Source organism: Gordonia phosphorivorans, assembly GCF_042432625.1.
Taxonomy (GTDB): Bacteria; Actinomycetota; Actinomycetes; order Mycobacteriales; family Mycobacteriaceae; genus Gordonia; species Gordonia phosphorivorans.
The window spans coordinates 48,241-65,399 of record NZ_JBHLWV010000026.1; the positions used below are offsets into that span (position 1 = coordinate 48,241).

16 protein-coding genes and 1 tRNA gene are annotated in these 17,159 nt (G+C 69.8%); 9 read left to right on the plus strand and 8 right to left on the minus strand.

What is annotated here, in order from left to right; all coding sequences use genetic code 11:
- Window position 1: 1 nt before the first annotated feature.
- Window positions 2–724: a helix-turn-helix domain-containing protein gene (locus ACFFJD_RS14325; protein WP_382365309.1), complete on the minus strand. Its 723-nt coding sequence runs from the start codon at window positions 722–724 to the stop codon at window positions 2–4.
- A gap of 178 nt (window positions 725–902) precedes the next feature.
- Between ACFFJD_RS14325 and ACFFJD_RS14330 the strand changes: the two genes are divergently transcribed.
- The 5 genes from ACFFJD_RS14330 (at window position 903) to ACFFJD_RS14350 (ending at window position 7,826) form a co-directional block, all read left to right on the plus strand.
- On the plus strand, window positions 903–1,877 hold the full coding sequence (locus ACFFJD_RS14330; RefSeq protein ID WP_382365311.1) for an ABC transporter substrate-binding protein: 975 nt from the start codon (window positions 903–905) through the stop codon (window positions 1,875–1,877).
- A 5-nt stretch (window positions 1,878–1,882) separates the two neighbouring features.
- Window positions 1,883–3,706, plus strand: a complete 1,824-nt coding sequence (locus ACFFJD_RS14335; protein ID WP_382365313.1) for a siderophore-interacting protein — start codon at window positions 1,883–1,885, stop codon at window positions 3,704–3,706.
- The gene (locus tag ACFFJD_RS14340; RefSeq protein WP_382365315.1) at window positions 3,703–4,695 is read left to right on the plus strand and encodes an iron chelate uptake ABC transporter family permease subunit; all 993 of its coding nucleotides are present in this window, start codon (window positions 3,703–3,705) and stop codon (window positions 4,693–4,695) included. The genes ACFFJD_RS14335 and ACFFJD_RS14340 overlap by 4 nt, the downstream gene beginning before the upstream one ends.
- Window positions 4,692–5,720, plus strand: a complete 1,029-nt coding sequence (locus ACFFJD_RS14345) for a FecCD family ABC transporter permease (RefSeq protein WP_382365317.1) — start codon at window positions 4,692–4,694, stop codon at window positions 5,718–5,720. Before ACFFJD_RS14340 ends, ACFFJD_RS14345 begins: the two co-directional genes overlap by 4 nt.
- A 108-nt stretch (window positions 5,721–5,828) precedes the next feature.
- Window positions 5,829–7,826, plus strand: coding sequence for an OPT family oligopeptide transporter (locus ACFFJD_RS14350; protein ID WP_382365319.1), 1,998 nt, complete (start codon window positions 5,829–5,831; stop codon window positions 7,824–7,826).
- 14 nt (window positions 7,827–7,840) lie between these two features.
- On the opposite strand, the gene ACFFJD_RS14355 is transcribed toward ACFFJD_RS14350, so the two are convergent.
- The 4 genes from ACFFJD_RS14355 to ACFFJD_RS14370 all read right to left on the minus strand — a co-directional run bounded on the left by ACFFJD_RS14355 (window position 7,841) and on the right by ACFFJD_RS14370 (window position 11,502).
- Window positions 7,841–9,409 carry an HNH endonuclease signature motif containing protein gene (locus tag ACFFJD_RS14355; protein ID WP_382365321.1) on the minus strand — a complete coding sequence of 523 codons (1,569 nt, stop codon included), beginning with the start codon at window positions 9,407–9,409 and terminating at the stop codon, window positions 7,841–7,843.
- A gap of 159 nt (window positions 9,410–9,568) precedes the next feature.
- A complete protein-coding gene (locus tag ACFFJD_RS14360) occupies window positions 9,569–10,051 on the minus strand; it encodes a TIGR02611 family protein (RefSeq protein ID WP_382365323.1) in 483 nt (160 codons plus the stop codon).
- 6 nt (window positions 10,052–10,057) lie between these two features.
- Window positions 10,058–10,921: an AlbA family DNA-binding domain-containing protein gene (locus ACFFJD_RS14365; protein ID WP_382365325.1), complete on the minus strand. Its 864-nt coding sequence runs from the start codon at window positions 10,919–10,921 to the stop codon at window positions 10,058–10,060.
- Window positions 10,922–10,950: 29 nt separating this feature from the next.
- Window positions 10,951–11,502: a hypothetical protein gene (locus ACFFJD_RS14370; RefSeq protein ID WP_382365327.1), complete on the minus strand. Its 552-nt coding sequence runs from the start codon at window positions 11,500–11,502 to the stop codon at window positions 10,951–10,953.
- 188 nt (window positions 11,503–11,690) lie between these two features.
- Here ACFFJD_RS14370 and ACFFJD_RS14375 point away from each other — a divergent pair.
- Both ACFFJD_RS14375 and ACFFJD_RS14380 read left to right on the plus strand, forming a co-directional pair.
- Window positions 11,691–11,764, plus strand: a tRNA-Ile gene (locus ACFFJD_RS14375).
- Window positions 11,765–11,849: 85 nt separating this feature from the next.
- Complete coding sequence (locus tag ACFFJD_RS14380) at window positions 11,850–12,746, plus strand: VOC family protein (RefSeq protein ID WP_382365329.1); 897 nt, start codon at window positions 11,850–11,852, stop codon at window positions 12,744–12,746.
- A gap of 90 nt (window positions 12,747–12,836) precedes the next feature.
- Here the strand turns inward: ACFFJD_RS14380 and ACFFJD_RS14385 are convergent, their stop codons facing one another.
- Both ACFFJD_RS14385 and ACFFJD_RS14390 read right to left on the minus strand, forming a co-directional pair.
- Window positions 12,837–14,531 (minus strand): MDR family MFS transporter, encoded by a 1,695-nt coding sequence (locus tag ACFFJD_RS14385; RefSeq protein ID WP_382365331.1) that lies wholly within the window; start codon window positions 14,529–14,531, stop codon window positions 12,837–12,839.
- Window positions 14,528–15,175 (minus strand): TetR/AcrR family transcriptional regulator, encoded by a 648-nt coding sequence (locus tag ACFFJD_RS14390; protein WP_382365333.1) that lies wholly within the window; start codon window positions 15,173–15,175, stop codon window positions 14,528–14,530. Before ACFFJD_RS14390 ends, ACFFJD_RS14385 begins: the two co-directional genes overlap by 4 nt.
- A 46-nt stretch (window positions 15,176–15,221) precedes the next feature.
- Between ACFFJD_RS14390 and ACFFJD_RS14395 the strand changes: the two genes are divergently transcribed.
- Window positions 15,222–15,737, plus strand: a complete 516-nt coding sequence (locus tag ACFFJD_RS14395; protein WP_382365335.1) for an MOSC domain-containing protein — start codon at window positions 15,222–15,224, stop codon at window positions 15,735–15,737.
- Between the two features lie 64 nt (window positions 15,738–15,801).
- On the opposite strand, the gene ACFFJD_RS14400 is transcribed toward ACFFJD_RS14395, so the two are convergent.
- Window positions 15,802–16,467, minus strand: coding sequence for a hypothetical protein (locus ACFFJD_RS14400; RefSeq protein WP_382365337.1), 666 nt, complete (start codon window positions 16,465–16,467; stop codon window positions 15,802–15,804).
- Window positions 16,468–16,750: 283 nt separating this feature from the next.
- Here ACFFJD_RS14400 and ACFFJD_RS14405 point away from each other — a divergent pair, with 283 nt between their 5' ends.
- Window positions 16,751–16,999, plus strand: a complete 249-nt coding sequence (locus tag ACFFJD_RS14405; protein WP_382365339.1) for a hypothetical protein — start codon at window positions 16,751–16,753, stop codon at window positions 16,997–16,999.
- The last annotated feature ends 160 nt before the right edge of the window (window positions 17,000–17,159 follow it).

The window sequence follows — 17,159 nt, forward strand, 5'->3', positions numbered from 1 at the left end:
GCTAACCGCGCAGCGCGTCGACGTCGAGGCCGGCCTCGCGCAGCAGCGCCTTGCGGAGTCCGGAGGCGGTGGCGTATCCGGCGACGGCGGCCGCCGCATCGACCGACGATCCGCCGCGCAGGCGTTCGGCGGCGATGTTCAGCCGGGCCTGCACCCGCCAGCGGCGAAAGGGCAGGCCGGTCTCGGCGACGAAGATGCGCTGGGCATGGCGGGCGCTCAGGCCGTGCGCGGCGGCCAGTTCGGCGAGGGGCCCCTCGGTGGCGACGCAGCTGCGGGCCAGCGCGCTGGCAGCCGGATGACGCGGGGGCGTGAGCGGGAACAGGGGAAGGGCCACCGCGTTCAGCAGGGTGTCGAGGCGGCCGCGGAACATCGCGATCTGGTCCTCGGTGCACGACCCGATCCCCAGCAGGGTGGTCATCAGCTGCGACAACTCGGCCATCGGAGGCAGTCGGTGCACACCCGCGCGCGGCACCGTCTCCGGCGACAGCAGCGGTCCCAGGACGAGACTGCCGGGCTCGTAGCGGGCGGCGTGCGGCACACCGGGCGCGAGCCAGACCGATTCCCGGGCGCGCAGCGTCATCGCCCGGCCGTTCACCCGCAGGTGGGCGACGCCGATGGCCACATGAATCAGGTGGGGCAGCCGATGGGTGTGCTCGGGGTGGCCGAGGACACGAATGGTGTGCGGCGGTTCGGCCGCCGTCGAAGGGCGCTGTGGAGCCTCCATCGACTCGCTCCTTTCGTACACGCGGATTGGTCCGGTTGGGCGCGCGATCGTGTCCGGTTGGGAACCGTCACGCCCCGACAGTGCAAATAAGCTTAGTCTTACCTAATTTGTGCGGAGGTGCCGTGGTGCCCCCGGGAGGCTGTGAAGCCCGAAAGTCGAAGTGAGGCAAGAGATGCCGATGTGGGCACGAAAGTTCCTGGCGCTGCTGTCCGTGGTCGCCTTGGCGACGGGAGTCGTCGCCTGTTCGTCCTCCGAGGCCGCCGAGGGCGGGTCGGTGGCGGTGCAGACCGATCAGGGCGAGGTGCAGGTGCCGAGCGATCCCCAGCGGGTGGTGCTGCTGAACTACGCACTCGCCGGATACCTGTACGACATGGACGTGCCGGTGGTCGCGATGACCCCCGAATACACGGCCGCGCCGGGCGAGTTCGCGCCGGCGTGGGCCGAGGCCGCGCGCGCCCAGGGCACGCAGTGGCTGCCGTGGGACGTCGACGGCTTCGACACCGAGGCCATCCTGGCTCAGGACCCGGACCTGATCATCGCCGGCGGGCTGGGCTTTCCGCTGCGGCACGCCACCGAGGCCTACGAGGAGCTCTCGGCGATCGCGCCCACGGTGGTGGTCAGCGGTGATCTGACGCAGTGGCAGCAGCAGTTCGAGTTCCTCGCGGTGGACGTCTTCGACGAGCCGCAGGTGTACCGGGACGCGGTCGCCGAGTACGACGCGCGCGTGGTCGCGGTCCGCGACGCCATCACCGTGCCGCCCGGTGAGAGCGCCTTCGTGACCCTGACCGCCGACGGCTCGGTGTACGTGCTGATCGAGGATCGGGGGCTTCCGAAGGAGTTCGCGGCCCTCGGCTTCCGGCCCGCGCCGCTGTTCGCCAGCGGGCGTTTCGAGCCGTACACGCCCGGCGGTGACATGTACGCGCTGTCCACCGAGCAGGTGGGCCAGGTGTTGACCATGGACACGCTGTTCTTCATCCCCTTCACCGAGGGCGCCCCGTCGGTGGCCGATCTGCGGAACAAGCCGATCTTCGCGCAACTCCCGGCCTTCGCCGCGAACCAGGCCTACGACCTGCCGTACTGGGTGCAGCGCGGCGATTTCCACGAGGCCATGGAGATGCTGAACCTCGTCGAGCAGACCTTCGGGCGGGGGTGAGCGCGGTGGCGAGCGGACGATTCACCGCGCTGCCGCTGGTGGTGCGCGAACTCGAGGTGCTGCGGGTGACCGAGCGGAGTCCGCGGATGCGCCGGGTCACCGTCGGCGGCCCGGAACTGGGTGCCTTCGATCGGGACGGACTGGCGTTGCCCGCGTTCACCAGCCTGGCCTTCGACGACCACGTCAAGTTCGTGCTCGCACCAGACGGCGACATCGCCGACGCGCTCCCGCTGCAACGGGAGAACGGGATCGAATGGCCCACCTCGCAGGTGCGGGTCACCCGGGACTACACGCCCGTGCAGGTGGATCCGGTGGCCGGCGAGGTGAGTTTCGACTTCGTGCTGCACAGCGGTGACGGTGCACGCGGGGACGGTGCCGAGGCGGGGCCGGCCGAGCGCTGGGCGGCCGCGGCGCGCCCGGGCCACACGCTGTGGGCGGTGGGGCCGAAGTCGTCGACCATCGTGCCCGACGACGCGGAGTGGACGCTGCTCGTCGGCGACGAGACGGGGATCCCGGCCGTCGAGAGGTTCCTGCTGGAGCGTCCGGTAGACGGCCCGGCGACGGTGGTGCTGGCGGTCGCCGACGCCGCCGCGGCGCCGGAACTGCCACTGGCGCAATTGGATTCGCTCATCACCGTGGTCGCCGAACCGGGGGACCCGCACGCTTTGGGCGAGGCCGTGCGGGCGCTGCCGCGGCCCGCGGGCACCGGTTACGTGTGGGCCGGTGCGGAGAGTCGTGCGCTGCTGCCGGTGCGCAAGGTGGTGACGCGGGAGTGGGGGATCGCCAAGTCGCACGTGAACATCACCGGCTACTGGCACCGGACGATCGATACCGCGGAGCACGCCGGTGGGGTCGACCGAGACCGCCACTCCGCGGCGGGACGGTTGCTGCCCGTGCTGGCGGGCGTGGTGCATTCGCCGGTGTCGTGGTTCGCGGTGCGGATCGCGCTGCGCAGCGGGCTGCTGCGTTGCCTGGAACCGGGGCCGAGCGGGATCCCGGCGCTCGCCGACCGGATGGGGGTCGGCGTCGAACGGCTCGGACCGCTCATCGATCTGCTCGCCGCCGCGGACCTCGTCCGCCTCGATGACGGGGCGGTGTCGCTGGCGGCCGACGGGGAACTGCTCGTCGACGACGAGCACGTGGCGGAACTGTTCGACGGCGCCCGGGCCGACCAGGTGATGCTGCTGACGGACCTGGAGCAGGCACTGGGCGCGGACACCTCGAACTGGGCGCGCCGCCGCGGCGCGAGCTTCTGGGCCCAGGCCACCGCGGATCCGGCCGAGTATCGCGAGCTCATGGAGGCGGCCGGGCGGCTGGCCTTCCTGATCCCGGCGCTCGAGACGGTGCCCGCCGTGGCCGGTTCCGGCTCGGTGACGGTGGTGGGACCGGGGGCTGCGGTGCTGGCCAACGCTCTCGTCGGCAAGGGCCGGGAGGTGCGCATCGTCGAACCGCGCGCGGTGCTGCCCGTGCTGGCGGCCGACGTGGCGGCACCCGAGGTGGAGATCACCGACGTGTGGCCCAGGGGCGGCGACACAGTGGTCCTCGGGGGCCTGGCGCTGGCGGCCCGCGACGACGCCGAGGCCTTCGCCTACCTCTGCGAACTCCGGCACACCGCGTCGGCCGTCGTCTTGGCGGAGGCGACCGGGACCGACGCGCTCGGCCCGGACGCCCTCGAGCAGGCGCTGCTGCGGGTGGCGGTGTGCGGTGCGCGGCCGCGGACGCGGGACGATCTTCGTCGCCTCGCCGCCCGCGCCTGCTGGTCGGTCGACGAGGTGCGGCCGCTGGGCTGGGGCATCGAGGCGATCACCCTGACGCACGCCCCTCGGTGACGCTGCGCCGCACCACCTGGTTCGCCGTCGCCTGCCTGGTGCTGGCGGGGGTCACCGTGCTCAGCGTGGCGGTCGGATCGGCGGCGCTGCCGCTGGGCGCCGTGTGGTCGGCGTTGACCGCGCCGGACGGCTCGATCGATCACAACACGATCGTGCAGCTGCGACTGCCGCGGACGTTGCTCGGGCTGCTGGTGGGCGCGGCGTTGGGTGTCGGCGGGGCACTGATGCAGGCGCTCACCCGCAATCCGTTGGCCGATCCCGGGCTGCTGGGGGTCAACGCCGGTGCCGCGGTGGCGGTGGCCGCCGGGGTCGCCTTCTTCGGTCTGACGCGGATCGAGCAGTACCTGCCGCTCAGCCTGGCGGGCGCGGTGCTCGGCGCGATCCTGGTGGCGGCGATCGCCGCGCGGGCACCCGGCGGTGCCACCGCCCTGCGGTTGACGCTGGTCGGGGTGGCCGTGACCGCGGTGTTCAACGGCATCGCGATGGGTTTGTCACTGCTGAATCCGCTCTACTTCGACCGCATGCGCTTCTGGGGAGTGGGCAGCATCGCCGACCGGCCGGAGGGCACCGTGGCGGCGGTCGCGCCGCTGATCGTCGTGGGGCTGGCGTTGTCGCTGCTGAGCGGTCGTGCCCTGAACGCCCTGGCGCTGGGCGAGGAGATGGCCGTGGCGATGGGCACGCGCGTGGCCGCCACGCGCGTGACCGGGTTGCTCGGACTGGTCTTGATGTGCGGGGCCGCGACGGCTGCGGCCGGGCCGATCGCCTTCATCGGCCTGATGATTCCGCATGCGGTGCGCCTGGCGGTGGGCGTCGATCAGCGATGGGTGATGGCCTTCGCGGTGGTGCTGGGGCCGGCGCTGCTGCTGACCGCCGACATCCTCGGGCGCCTGGTGATCTGGCCCGACGAGCTCTCCGTGGGGGTGATGACGCCGTTGCTGGGTGCCCCGGTGCTGATCTGGCTGGTGCGTCGCGGGGGAGCCGACCGGTGAGCGCCCAGCGGACCCTCGCGGTCGGCGCGGTGAGTGTGCGCTATCGGCCGCGCGCGGTGGCGGTGAACCTGGTGCTCGGTGCCGGGGTGGCGGTCTGCGTGCTGCTGGCGCTGCTTCTGGGGGAGTACGGACTCTCGCTCGGCGACGTGGTAGACGGGCTCGTCGGCACCGGCGGCAAGCGTGTGGAACTGACCTTCGACCGGCGGATCCGCCGGGCACTGGCGGCCGTGGTATTCGGGGCCTGCCTCGGGGTCAGCGGCATGATCTTCCAGTCGTTGACGCGCAATCCGCTGGGCAGCCCGGATGTGATCGGACTGAACTCGGGCGCCTACACCGGGGTGGTGGCGATGTTGATGCTCGGCAGTTCGGGCTATGCCGCGCTGGCCCTCGGCGCCGTCGGCGGTGCGCTGGTGGCCGCCGCGGTGGTCTTCACGCTCTCCTACCGCGGCGGCGTCGACGGATTCCGGTTGATCATCGTCGGCATCGCGGTGAGCGCAGTCCTGTCGTCGCTGAATCAATGGTTCTCGGTGAAGGCCGACCTCGACGATGCGATGCACGCGGCGATCTGGGGTGCGGGGTCGTTGAACACGGTCGGATGGGTGCCGCTGGGGTGGGCCGTCGCGGCCGCGGCTGTGCTGCTCCCGACGTTGCCGGTGGCGAGCTTCCGGATTCGACAGCTGGAGTTGGGTGATGAGGCCGCGACGGCGCTCGGAGTGCGGGTCGAGCGCACGCGGGTGCTGCTGATCGTCGTCGGTGCGGGCTACACCGCCGTGGTCACGGCTATCGCCGGGCCGATCGCCTTCGTGGCGCTCGCGGCGCCGCAGATCGCACGGCGGCTGCAGAGGCACGGGGCCCCGCTCACCGTCACCGGGGCGGCGCTGACGGGGGCCCTGCTGCTGAGCGCGGCAGATCTGGTGGCGCAGTACATGTTTGCCGAGGTGCGCCTGCCGGTCGGGGCGGTGACCGTGGTCCTCGGTGGCATCTACTTGATCTGGCTGCTGATGCGAGAGAACGCGCGTCGGTGAGCGCTGCGGTGGGGGACTATTCTTGGCAGGCCGCAGATGCCGAGCACGCCGACTCTGCGACGGCAGGACGATGTGGACGGCGTGATCGGTGGGAGTAGGGAGAGTGCGATGACGACGACTGACACGGCCCGCGGGCAGCGGTCGGCGATGCGGGAGCTGACACTGCGGGCGGTGGTCCTGGGCGGACTCATCACGCTGGTGTTCACCGCCGCCAACGTCTACCTCGGCCTCAAGGTGGGCCTGACGTTCGCGACCGCCATTCCGGCCGCGGTGATCTCGATGTCGATCCTGCGCTACTTCGCCAATCACTCGATCGTCGAGAACAACATCGTGCAGACGATCGCCTCGGCGGCCGGCACCCTCTCGGCCATCATCTTCGTGCTGCCCGGCCTGATCATGATCGGCTGGTGGACCGGCTTCCCGTACTGGGAGACCGTGGCCGTCTGCGCGATCGGCGGCCTGCTGGGCGTGATGTATTCGATTCCGCTGCGTCGAACGCTGGTGACCGGTTCGGATCTGCCGTATCCGGAGGGCGTCGCCGCGGCCGAGGTGCTCAAGGTGGGCGACAGCGAGGTGGGCGCCGAGCAGAACCGCGGCGGCATGCGCATGATCCTCACCGGTTCGCTGGCCGCCGCCGGGTTCTCGCTGCTGGCCTCGCTCAAGGCCATCAGCAGTTCGGTGGCGGGCGCCGTCAAGGTCGGTAGCGGCGCGACGATGTACGGCGCGAGCCTGTCGCTGGCGCTGATCGGTGTGGGCCACCTCGTCGGCGTGAGCGTGGGCGTCGCCATGCTGGTGGGCCTGGTGATCTCGTACGGCATCCTGCTGCCGGAGCAGTCCTGGAATCAGCTGGCCGACGGTGACCTGCTCAGCAGCGTCAGTTCGATCTTCTCCTCCGACGTGCGCTTCATCGGCGCCGGTGCGATCGCGGTGGCCGCCGTCTGGACCCTGTTGACCCTCGTCGTGCCGATCGCCCGCGGGATCGCGGAGTCGCTCCGCAGTGCGCGCAAGCGCCGCACCGGGGTGACCGTGGACATCACCGAGCGCGACATCCCCATCCAGTGGGTGGCGATCTCGGTGACCGTCGCCATGATCCCGATCGGCTGGCTGCTGTGGGACTTCCTGCGGGGTACCGAACTGGCCGGCAGCAGCGCCGGGATGATCGCGGTGAGCGTGATCTTCGTGCTGCTGATCGGTTTGGTCGTGGCCGCGGTGTGTGGGTACATGGCCGGCCTGATCGGTTCGTCGAACAGTCCGATCTCCGGCGTCGGCATCGTCGTGGTGCTGTTGGCGGCGCTGCTGCTCAAGACCACGCACGGCAGCGAGGATGCGCTCGCGATGACGGCGTACACCCTGTTCACTGCCGCGGTGGTGTTCGGTGTCGCGACGATCTCCAACGACAACCTGCAGGACCTCAAGACCGGCCAGTTGGTCGGTGCGACACCGTGGAAGCAGCAGGTCGCCCTGATCATCGGCGTCTGCTTCGGTGCGGTCATCATCCCGCCGGTGCTGGAGCTGATGAACACCGCGTTCGGTTTCGCGGGTGCCCCGGGCGCCAAGGAGGACGCGCTGGCCGCGCCGCAGGCCGCCCTGATGTCGTCGCTGGCCGAAGGTGTCTTCGGCGGCGACCTGGATTGGAACCTGATCTTCCTCGGCGCGGCCATCGGCGCCGTCGTGATCGCGGTGGACGAGATCCTCAAGCGGACCACCGCCAACCTCCGCATTCCGCCGCTGGCCGTGGGCATGGGCATGTACCTGCCGATGGCGATCACCCTAATCATTCCGATCGGCGCGTTCATCGGCCGGGCGTACGACAAGTGGGCCGAACGCGATGTGGACGACGCGGACCGCCGCAAGCGCCTCGGTGTGCTGATGGCGACCGGTCTGATCGTGGGCGAGAGCCTCTACGGCGTGATCTTCGCCGGTATCGTCGCCGGCACCGGCGATGACGAACCGCTGGCCCTGCCCTTCATTCCGGAGGGCTACGGCGACTGGGCGCAGCTGGTGGGCGTCATCGTCTTCGTCGCACTGGTGGTGTGGCTGTACCGGAAGGTGCGGTCGGTCGCCTCGAAGCCGTACGACGGTCCGCCGGTCACCTCCGTGCTGTAGCGCGCAGGGGCAGCTCAGCCTGCCAGCAGGCGTTCGAGGATCACCTCGACGCCGGAGCGCTCGTCGGGTGGGGCATCGGACCGATCGAGGCGGTTGCGCACACCTGGAACGTGGTGGTGCGGCGCGAGCTTCTCGGGATGGAAGATCGGGTTGATCTGCCAGGGCCCGTCCCGGCCGGCGGGCCGCCAGCCGACGCGTCCGGCGTCGGTGGAGGAAGTCCCGGCAGCGGGGACGTCCGGGAGCACCGTGTTGTCCCACTGGCCGTGCTCCCGACCGCTCCACCGGTTGTGGCTGCCGCAGGCGCCGCCCAGGTGATCGATGTCGGTGACACCGCCCTCGGCCCAGTCGGGCATGTGGTGGATCTGCGTTCGGATGAACGACGCGGTGCAGCCGGGACCGGTGCAGCCGCGATCGCGACCGAAGAGGGCCAGGCGCTGGGCGAGCGAGGCGAAGCGGTTGCCGCGCCCGAGGTAGAGCACCTGGGACGTGGCCCCGGCGAACACCTCCAGGTACGGCACGGTGTGCGCGGCGTACTGCACCAGATCCGTGACGGGCATTCGGGTGCCGGTCGCGGTGAGCGCGACCCCGGCCTGGCGGGCCAGGTCCTCGTCGGACACGGTGATCACCACCTGCGACGGGATCCGTTCGGGCGCGGGTTGTCCGGCCAGGGCCATCGCCCACTGGCACAGCGCGCGCAGCGCGTCGTGCTGGCGCTGACCGACGGTGCGGTCATCGCGGGCCGCCGCCTCGGCCAGCAGCGTCGGATCCAGACCGGGCTGGTCTGCGGCGCCGCTCGGGGAGTCGGGGTCGTCGGGGTTGTTCATGCCGGGCGCGGCCCACTGGGTCAGCACCACTTCGAGGTCGGCGCGCAGCGTCGGGGTCAGGAGCGCGCGGACCTTGCTCATCAGTTGCCGGTCCTGGGGCTGCAGCACCAGGGTGCGGCGCCGTCTGCGTTCCCGGTCGTCGGTGAGGTCGCCGTCGGGGTCGAGGTGGGCCAGCAGGCGGTTGCCGACGGTGAGGACGCCGTGCGGATCGAGTCGGCGGGCGGCCTCGGCCAGAGACGCCTCGGCCCGCTCGCGGATCTCGGGGCCGACCGTGCTGGGCAGCCGGTCCAGCACCTGATCGATCACCGTCACGTGTTCGCGGCCGATCTGTCCGGCGGCCACCGCCTCGGCGGTCTCGGCGAGCCGAGGTGCGAGTCGTTCGCCGGTCATCGAGGTGAATCGGCCGATCGCCGCGGCCGTAGCCCGGCGACGTCGGGCCTCGCCCACGCCGAGCCGTAGGCCTTCGGAGTAGAGCCCGTGCACGGACAGCGAGCCGGCCACGCGGTAGGCGCTGCGGTCGGAGACCTCCACCAAGAGCGCGGCGTCGAAGATCTCGCCCTTGCGGCGGGTGCGCTCGCGGATCTCCAGCAGGTCGACGAGGGTGCCGTCGGGGTGGGTGGCGAGCGCCGACTCGCGGAGTCGATCCTCCGCAGTCTCCTGCACGCTCAGCAGCTGCTGGTCGGTCAGGCCGGCCAGCAGGTCGGCGGCGTCGAAACGGGGCGCTGGGGACTCGCTGCGGCGGGAAGTGTCGTCGTCCATGGGGACCACCTCCCGCTCCGTCTGCCGCCTACGCGGTTCTCCGCTTCGGTATCCATAATACTCTCCAAATGAGAGCTATACCACAGTGGATTCACCTGAAGTTTCGATAACGAAGGGGCGAACAGCGAGGGCGGTGGTGGTGTGCTCGTGCCGAGGCGCTCAGAAACCGAGCGGTGATTCGAGCCAGGCCCACTCGAGGCTGACCCAGCCCGCGAAGAGCGCGAGTGCCCCGGTGACCCAGAGCGTGGCGAGCACGATCGCGCAGGTGCCGATGGCCAGTAGCAGCTGGGCCAGCAGGTTGCCGTCGATGTAATCGCGGTAGAGGGCGTTGAGCTTGCCCATGATCCAGTGACGTAGACGCGCCGCCCATTCGAGTTCCTGGGACAGGATCAGCAGGCCGAGGAAGACGATGGCCCAGCCGGGCCCCGGGTAGGGGATCGTGATGGCGCCGACCGCGGTGACCAGGACGCCGACGGTGATCGTCACGTAGCGCAGCAGAAAGCCCAGGCGGTGATTGTGTCGGACGTGGTGATAGCGCCGGCCGAGTCGTTTGACGATTCTGGGGGAGTCGTCGGTGCTCTCGAGTGCAGCGGTGGTCTCGGGTGCGGCGGTGCCGTCCGACGGGGTGGGTTCGACGGGCATCGGCGGTCAGCTCTCCGAGGTGAACCGGACGGTGGCGCGCAGTTGAGCGGCCAGATTGGGGCCGACGTTCAACGGCCAGCGGTGCATGATGTAGTCGGCGGCCTGGTCCACGGCCAGCTGGCGGGTGGAGTTGCCGATCCGCACCCAGAACTCGCGCTGCGCGTTCTTCGACGGCGCGAGATACACCGGGCTGGGCGAGGCAGCGACGCTCAGGCGGCACACTTCGCGGGGGCCGTCGTCGGTGGCGACCTCCTCGATGGCGATGTCGGCGCGTGCCGCGGCGTTCTGGCCGAGGCCGGCGGTGACGAGGTCGTTCATCCAGAGCTCGTAGCGGTCGGCGTCGGAGGTGCGCAGCGTCTTGTAGTCGGCGTCGAGTCCGAGTGGGGTCCCTTCGTCGTCGACGCCGATCAGCAGGGTGCCGCCGTCCGAATTCATAAACGCCGCAAGGGTTTTCACGATCACCAGCTCCATGCGAGCGTCCTTCTCGCCGGTACGGAGATTGACGCGCGCCGTGGACTTGAACTCCACCGCGTCGGATTCACCGGCGGCGAGCAGGTCGGGGATGCTCGCCGGGGTCGGCCGCTGGAAACGGGCGGCCAGTGCACTGTAGGCGGCGATGGCGGCGACCGACCCGATCAGGCAGGCCAGAATCGGGATCGGCGCGATCAGTCGCGTCGCCGACGTGATCGTTCCGACGAACAGCAGACCGAGCGCCGAACCGATGATGGCCACCACGATGCCCGACGACAGGCGCAGGCGCGCGCGTGTGCCGAGCAGGAACTGGGCCAGCGTGCTCAGCACGAGCGCGGCCAGCAACACCGCGAGCAGGGCGGCGCCGATGATCCACAGCGGCTCTTTGATCGTCGTCATTACGGCCAATCTACCGGGCCGCTCGCGGGTCAGTGCAGAGCGATGGCCCCGCCGGTGGGGGTGTCGGTGGGTCCGTCGCCGCCACCGATGTCGCGGCCGATCCAGACGGTCGGGGTGAGCTGGCGGTACTCGTGGAGGCTCAGCGGCACCCCGTAGAAGTCCAGGGTGAAGTCCGCCGCATGGACCGGCTTGCGATCGATGCGCGAGACCGAGGACACCAGTGGCCCGCCGAGGTCGGGGCCGAAGAAGTAGTTCTTGTAGACCCACGGCTGGCCGGCCTTGGTGGTGAACGTGAGCGAGTCGCCGAGGGTGCCCTGGGCGCGCGTCATCGGGAAGGCTACCGAGCGCGGAAGCTGGTTGCCGCCGATCTCGAACACCGGGAGCAGCGAGATCGTCTTGGTGCCCCGCGGAGCCTCGCCGAGCGGAGCCTGGGCGAACAGGTCGAGGATCTGGGTGGCCGAGCAGCGGTTCATCAGGGCATGAACCGTTCGTTTCGCGTCGGCCTGGTCGACGACGCACGAGCCGGTGGTCGGCGCCGCCGAGGCCGTGCCGACCGCCGGCAGGGTCAGGGTGAGGGCCACGGGGAGGGCTCCGACGAGTCGTCGAAATCCGGGTCGCGTCATGGTGTGCAGATCTTTCACTAGCCCCCGAACAGGTGTCACCAGAAATGGTGACATAGGGACGAGACGGGCGGGCAGGTACCGGCCGATACGCGGGGCTTCCAGGCCCCTGGACTAAGCTTCGGAGCGGTCCGGTTCCGGGCCGAGTGGGGGCTATAGCTCAGTTGGTTAGAGCCGCGGACTCATAATCCGCTGGTCCCGGGTTCGAGCCCCGGTGGCCCCACTTCTCGCTCCTCTGGACGTGCGGACGGGGCGCGCGCAGTATGGAGGTGTAGCCCACCACCGCGCGCGTCGACCGGGAGGCCGCCATGGCGAAGATCGTTCCGAACATCTGGTGCGACGGGCATGCGGAGGAATCGGCCGCGTTCTATGCCTCGGTGCTGCCCAACACGACCGGCGCTGTGCTGGCCCGCTACCCGGACACGGGCTTGCCCGCGTTCCAGCAGCAGATGGCGGGTAAGCCGCTGACCGCCGAGGTGGTGATCGACGGCTACCAGGTGATCCTGATCAACGCGGGGCCGGAGTTCCCGCCCAACCCGTCGATCAGTCTGCTGCTGACCTTCGACCCGACGCGGGACCCGGACGCCACCGCGACTCTCGATCGCGTGTGGGCCGGGCTGGCCGACGGCGGCGAGGTCCTGAGGCCGCTGGGGGAATACCCGTTCAGCCCGCGCTACGGCTGGGTCCGGGACCGCTACGGCATGACGTGGCAACTGATCCTGCGTGCCGACGACCAGCCGCCGCGCCCGTTCGTGATGGGGGCGATACTGTTCTGCGGTGCGGCGCAGAACCGGGCGGGTCCCGCGCTGGAGCTGTACACCTGGCTGTTCGACGACGCGGAGGCGGGTGTCCGGCAGACCTATCCGGAGGTCTCCGGTGCGGCCGCGGCGGGTGCGGTGCGGTACGCCGACTTCGCCGTCGGCGAGCAGTGGTTCGCCGTGATGGACGCCGCCGACACCGAGGACTTCTCGTTCACCTGCGGGGTGTCGTTACAGGTGAACTGCGCCGACCAGGCCGAGATCGATCGCTACTGGGAGGTGCTGTCGACGGTGCCGGCCGCCGAGCAGTGCGGCTGGTGCGTGGACCGGTTCGGGGTGAGTTGGCAGGTGGTCCCGGCCGATATGGAGTCCGTGATGGTGACGCCCGAGGCGTACACCGCGATGCTCGGCATGAAGAAGATCGTGCTCGCCGACTTCCCCGCCTGAGTAGATCTCGCCGGACCGACGGCGACCGGCAAAAACCGAGAATCCCCGGCCGACCAGTGGTCGGCCGGGGATCGTCGGCTCCGAGAGGGGTCAGACGCGACTCTTCGGTGCGTCCGGCTCCGTCTCCTCATCGGGCGCGAGGGCGTCGAAGGCGCTGATGCCGTCGGTGTCGTCGACACGCTCCAACAGCTGTCCCTCGGCGAGCGATTCCGCAGTGATCTCCTCGTGCACCGACGTCGCCAGCGGCTTGGGTTCGATGAACAGCAGGGCGATCAGGGCGATCGCCGCGAGCGGCACCAGGAACAGGAAGATCGGCAGCAGGGCGTCGTTGTAGGCGTGGATGATCGGATCGCGCAGCTGATCGGGCAACTGGTTGACCCCGGCGGGCGTCAGGTGCTTGCGGAAGTCGTCGCTGTTGGCGGCGCCGAGGTCGGCCCCGCTGCTGCTCAGCTTCTCGGACAGGATCGTGATCAGGCGCGATGCGAAGATCGAACCGACCACCGCCGAGCCGAGGGTGGCGCCGACCTGACGGAAGTAGTTGGCCGCCGCGGTCGCGGTGCCGACGATGGCGCCCGGGAACGAGTTCTGCACGATCAAGGTCAGCAACTGCATGGCCAGACCGATACCGACGCCGAGGATGGCGAGGTAGGTACACATCAGCCAGGTCGGATCCTCGACGGTCAGCGTCGAGAGCAGGCCGAGGCCCACGCCGATCAGGACCGAACCCGCGATCGGGAACGCCTTGTACTTGCCGGTCCGGCTGACGATCTGCCCGGAGGTCACCGACGCGACCAGCAGGCCGCCCATCATCGGAATCATCAGCAGGCCGGCGACGGTGGCGCTGACGCCGGTCACCATCTGGATGTAGGTCGGCATGTAGCCGAGGGCGCCGAACATGGCGACACCGATCATCAGGCCCGCGATGGTGGTGAGCACGAAGTTGCGGTCGGAGAACAGGGCCATCGGAATCACCGGATGCTCGGCGCGCATCTCCGCGAGGCAGAACAGCACGGCCAGCACGACGGTGGCGACGATCAGGCCGATGATCTGCGGGGACGCCCAGTCGTAGGTGGTGCCGCCCCAGGTCACGACCAGGACGAGCGCAGTGGTCGCCGCGGCGACCAGGGCCATGCCGAGGTAGTCGAGCTTGGGCCGGTCGGTGACGTCCTTCTTGGGCAGCTTCAGGAAGACCGAGCACGCGGCGATCGCGAGAATGCCGAGCGGGATGTTCAGCCAGAAGGCCCAGCGCCAGCCGGGGCCTTCGGTGAGCCAGCCGCCGAGCAGTGGCCCGGCGACCGACGACACGGCGAAGACCGCGCCCATGGCGCCCATGTAGCGGCCGCGTTCGCGGGCCGGCACCACGTCGGCGATGGCCGCCTGCGACAGAATCATCAGGCCGCCGCCGCCGATGCCCTGCAGGACACGGGCCGCGATCAGCAGCTCGATGTTCTGGGCCAGGCCGCCGACGATCGAACCGAGGATGAACAGCCCGATGGCCACCAGCAGCACGGGCTTGCGGCCCAGCAGGTCGCTGATGCGGCCGTAGACGGGCATCACGACGGTGCTGGCCAGGATGTAGCCGGTGATGACCCAGGTCATCTGATCCACGCCGTCGAGCTCGCCGACGATGGTCGGCAGGGCAGTGGACAGGACGGTCTGGTTCAGCGATGCCAGCAGCATCGTGATCATCAGGCCGATGAATAAGAAGAGCAGGCTGCGGTCGGCGGACTTCTCCGTGGACTGCGTGTCGGCGGTCGCCGCGACCGCGGTGGGGGGTGTCGTCATGCGATGTCCTTCAAAGCTTCGCGGAAGGTGGTGATGGCCTTCTTGATCGCGGTGGGGTCGGGGTTCTTGAGGATGTCGGGGTCCTCGCAGTGCGCGAACCGGAGGATGGCGCCGGCCAGGAGAACCAGTGCGCGCACGCTGTCGGCGGTGCTGGGGGACCGGTTCTGCTCGGCGACCCGCTCGGTGAGCACGTTGACCAGGAGTTCCTGGGTGGCGTCCCGGTGCTCGCGCACGCGGTCGAACAGCTCGGTGTTGGCGGCGACGATGGCGTGGACCTTGGGGTTCGCGGGCGAACCGAGCGACGCCAGGGTCGTGACGGTCAGCTCCACCGCCTGCCACAACCGGTCCTTGCCGGGAGAAGTTCCGTCCGGCGGCGGCAACGAGGGATGCAGGAAGGCCTCGACCGCGTGGGCCGGAATCTGCGGCTCGCGAAGTCCGAGGACGGCGTCTTCCTTGGAGGGGTAGTAGTTGAAGAAGGTGCGGCGGGAGACGCCGGCGCGCTCGGCGATGTCGGCGACGGTGGCTGCCGCCAGGCCGTCGCGCAGCGTCAGGTCGACGGCCGCCTCGTGGATACGTCGGAAGGTCTCGGCGCGTTTGCGGTCGCGAACACCGACGGTCGGGCCCTCCTCGATAGAATCTTGCACCAGTGCAGTATTGCACTAGTGCAAAGTCTGGTCAAGGGGTTCGAGGATGCTCGCGGATGCGGGAAAGGTCGGCGTCACGGCCATCGACAAGCGGCCCGTGCGGGGTCCGGTGCAGGCGGGGCCGTACGGGCTGTACGCCGACGTGCAAGCCGATCGCAAGTATCACGGCGGCCTGGACCAGGCGATCTATGCCTATTCCGCCGAGGACGCGCGCTACTGGGAGGGTGAACTCGGCCGGACGACTCCGGCGGGCTGGTACGGGGAGAATCTGCGGGTGGAGGGCCTCGACCTGACCGGTGCGCGCATCGGGGAGCAGTGGCGGATCGGCGAGAAGCTCGTCGTCGAAGTCACCGCGCCGCGCATTCCCTGCCAGACGTTCGCCCGCCGGGTGGGCGGCGACGAGCAGCGCGGCTGGGTCAAGCGCTTCATGCAGGCCGGTCGGCCGGGCCTCTACCTGCGCGTGGTCGACCGCGGCGCGGTGGCGGCCGGGGATCCGATTACGGTGCTGTCGTCGCCCGAGTCCGCGCGGACCATCGGCGACGTCTTCGCCGCGCGCGGCTAGCGCGGGCGGAGCAGCAGCCGGTAACAGGCGCTGACCGGTCGGCTTCCGAGTCTTGGTCAGCTCGTCACCTGGTCCAGCAGGTCCGCATTCCCTCCCGGCTGTCGAGCGTCTCACCCTTGCTGGGGAAGTACCAGTTGATCTTGAGGTAGGCGCGCTTGCCGTCGCACGTACCGATGTCCGAGACCACCACGGTGGCCGGAATGTACTGCTCCCTTCCCACCCGACCGCCTTCGCGCCAGGTGCCGATGCCTACGCCTTCTGCGTGATCGGCTCCCCAGTCGGACCAGGTGATGTCGCGAATGCGGCTCGTGGGCGAGCCGCCGGCGTAAACCTCGGCAGGCTTCGCGGTTCCGAAGCCACGTCCGTTCGATGGCATTGAACCGAGCACGGTGGTCTGGTCGTCGCTGCCCGCTGTTGGTGCTTGATTCCCGGTTCCGGTAAAGGTCTCTGCCTTCTCGTTCGAGAGGAACACGCCCGCTCCAGTCGTCGTGTTCCAGACGGTGAGTCCGTTTTCCTGCGAGGCGATCGCCCAATTCTCGAAGTAGTACTGCTTGCCGTACTCGACGCGCGGGACCTGATAGCCGTCGTTGGCGGGCCGATTCATCCAGCCGGTGGTGCCGCTGCTGCCATAGGGAGCACCGACATGGTTGTGCGCGAAGGGAAACAGCCATTTGCCTTTAGTGCTGCCGCCGATTTTTTCGGTCCCCAGCGGGCTGTTGACGGTGTTCATGCTCCGCACGCCACACTGGCCCTGCTTTCCCCCCGGTCCCGGTGACTGGAAGTCGCACCCGATGCCGCCCGTCGGAGTAAGCAGGTGGGCCGACGTGAGGCGGCCGTACCGGCTGACGTAGGTCGGTAACGGAGTCGCAGAGACCGGCCGTGATCCACCGGCCCCGGGATAAGCACCGGGCACTGGCGGGTCGGGCTGCGCCGACTCCGGCGCTGGGCTGCCTGCCGACGGGTGTGCGGAACCGCTGCTGGTGTCCTCGGGACCCAGGCTGGTGCTGGCTGGCATGGCTGATCGTTCTCCGTCGCTGTCGTCCCGGGTGACGACCCAGCCGAGTGCGGCGGCGACGGCGACGGTGAGGGCCAGCGCGATTGTGGCCAGGACGGGGATCGATGCGAGCCCGCTGGCGGCGGCAGCCGACGTGCTGAGTGCGGCCGGTGCTGCGGCAGCTGCGCCCCCCGGTGTGGCTGCCAACGCCTGGAGCGCTGCAGGATCCAGCGGCGGCGCGGCCGAATCGGCCAGCTGCGCGTCGTAGGTTGCTTTCCGTGCGGGGTCGGAGAGGATTGCCCTCGCCGTCTCGAGCTGAGAGCGCAGTAGTGCCCCATAGAGTGGTGTAGCCCGGTGACCGGGACCATGACGAGCAGCGTGTCGTTGCTCGGAGCGGGAGCGGTCACCGTGTGATCCTTCGAGGAATC

Coding starts and splice junctions, on each gene's coding strand:
- ACFFJD_RS14405 (WP_382365339.1), top strand. CDS start 16,751: ATGGCTGATCGTTCTCCGTCGCTGTCGTCCCGGGTGACGACCCAGCCG.
- ACFFJD_RS14395 (WP_382365335.1), top strand. CDS start 15,222: ATGCTCGCGGATGCGGGAAAGGTCGGCGTCACGGCCATCGACAAGCGG.
- ACFFJD_RS14330 (WP_382365311.1), top strand. CDS start 903: ATGTGGGCACGAAAGTTCCTGGCGCTGCTGTCCGTGGTCGCCTTGGCG.
- ACFFJD_RS14385 (WP_382365331.1), bottom strand. CDS start 14,531: ATGACGACACCCCCCACCGCGGTCGCGGCGACCGCCGACACGCAGTCC.
- ACFFJD_RS14360 (WP_382365323.1), bottom strand. CDS start 10,051: ATGCCCGTCGAACCCACCCCGTCGGACGGCACCGCCGCACCCGAGACC.
- ACFFJD_RS14380 (WP_382365329.1), top strand. CDS start 11,850: ATGGCGAAGATCGTTCCGAACATCTGGTGCGACGGGCATGCGGAGGAA.
- ACFFJD_RS14400 (WP_382365337.1), bottom strand. CDS start 16,467: ATGAACACCGTCAACAGCCCGCTGGGGACCGAAAAAATCGGCGGCAGC.
- ACFFJD_RS14325 (WP_382365309.1), bottom strand. CDS start 724: ATGGAGGCTCCACAGCGCCCTTCGACGGCGGCCGAACCGCCGCACACC.
- ACFFJD_RS14355 (WP_382365321.1), bottom strand. CDS start 9,409: ATGGACGACGACACTTCCCGCCGCAGCGAGTCCCCAGCGCCCCGTTTC.
- ACFFJD_RS14350 (WP_382365319.1), top strand. CDS start 5,829: ATGACGACGACTGACACGGCCCGCGGGCAGCGGTCGGCGATGCGGGAG.
- ACFFJD_RS14365 (WP_382365325.1), bottom strand. CDS start 10,921: ATGACGACGATCAAAGAGCCGCTGTGGATCATCGGCGCCGCCCTGCTC.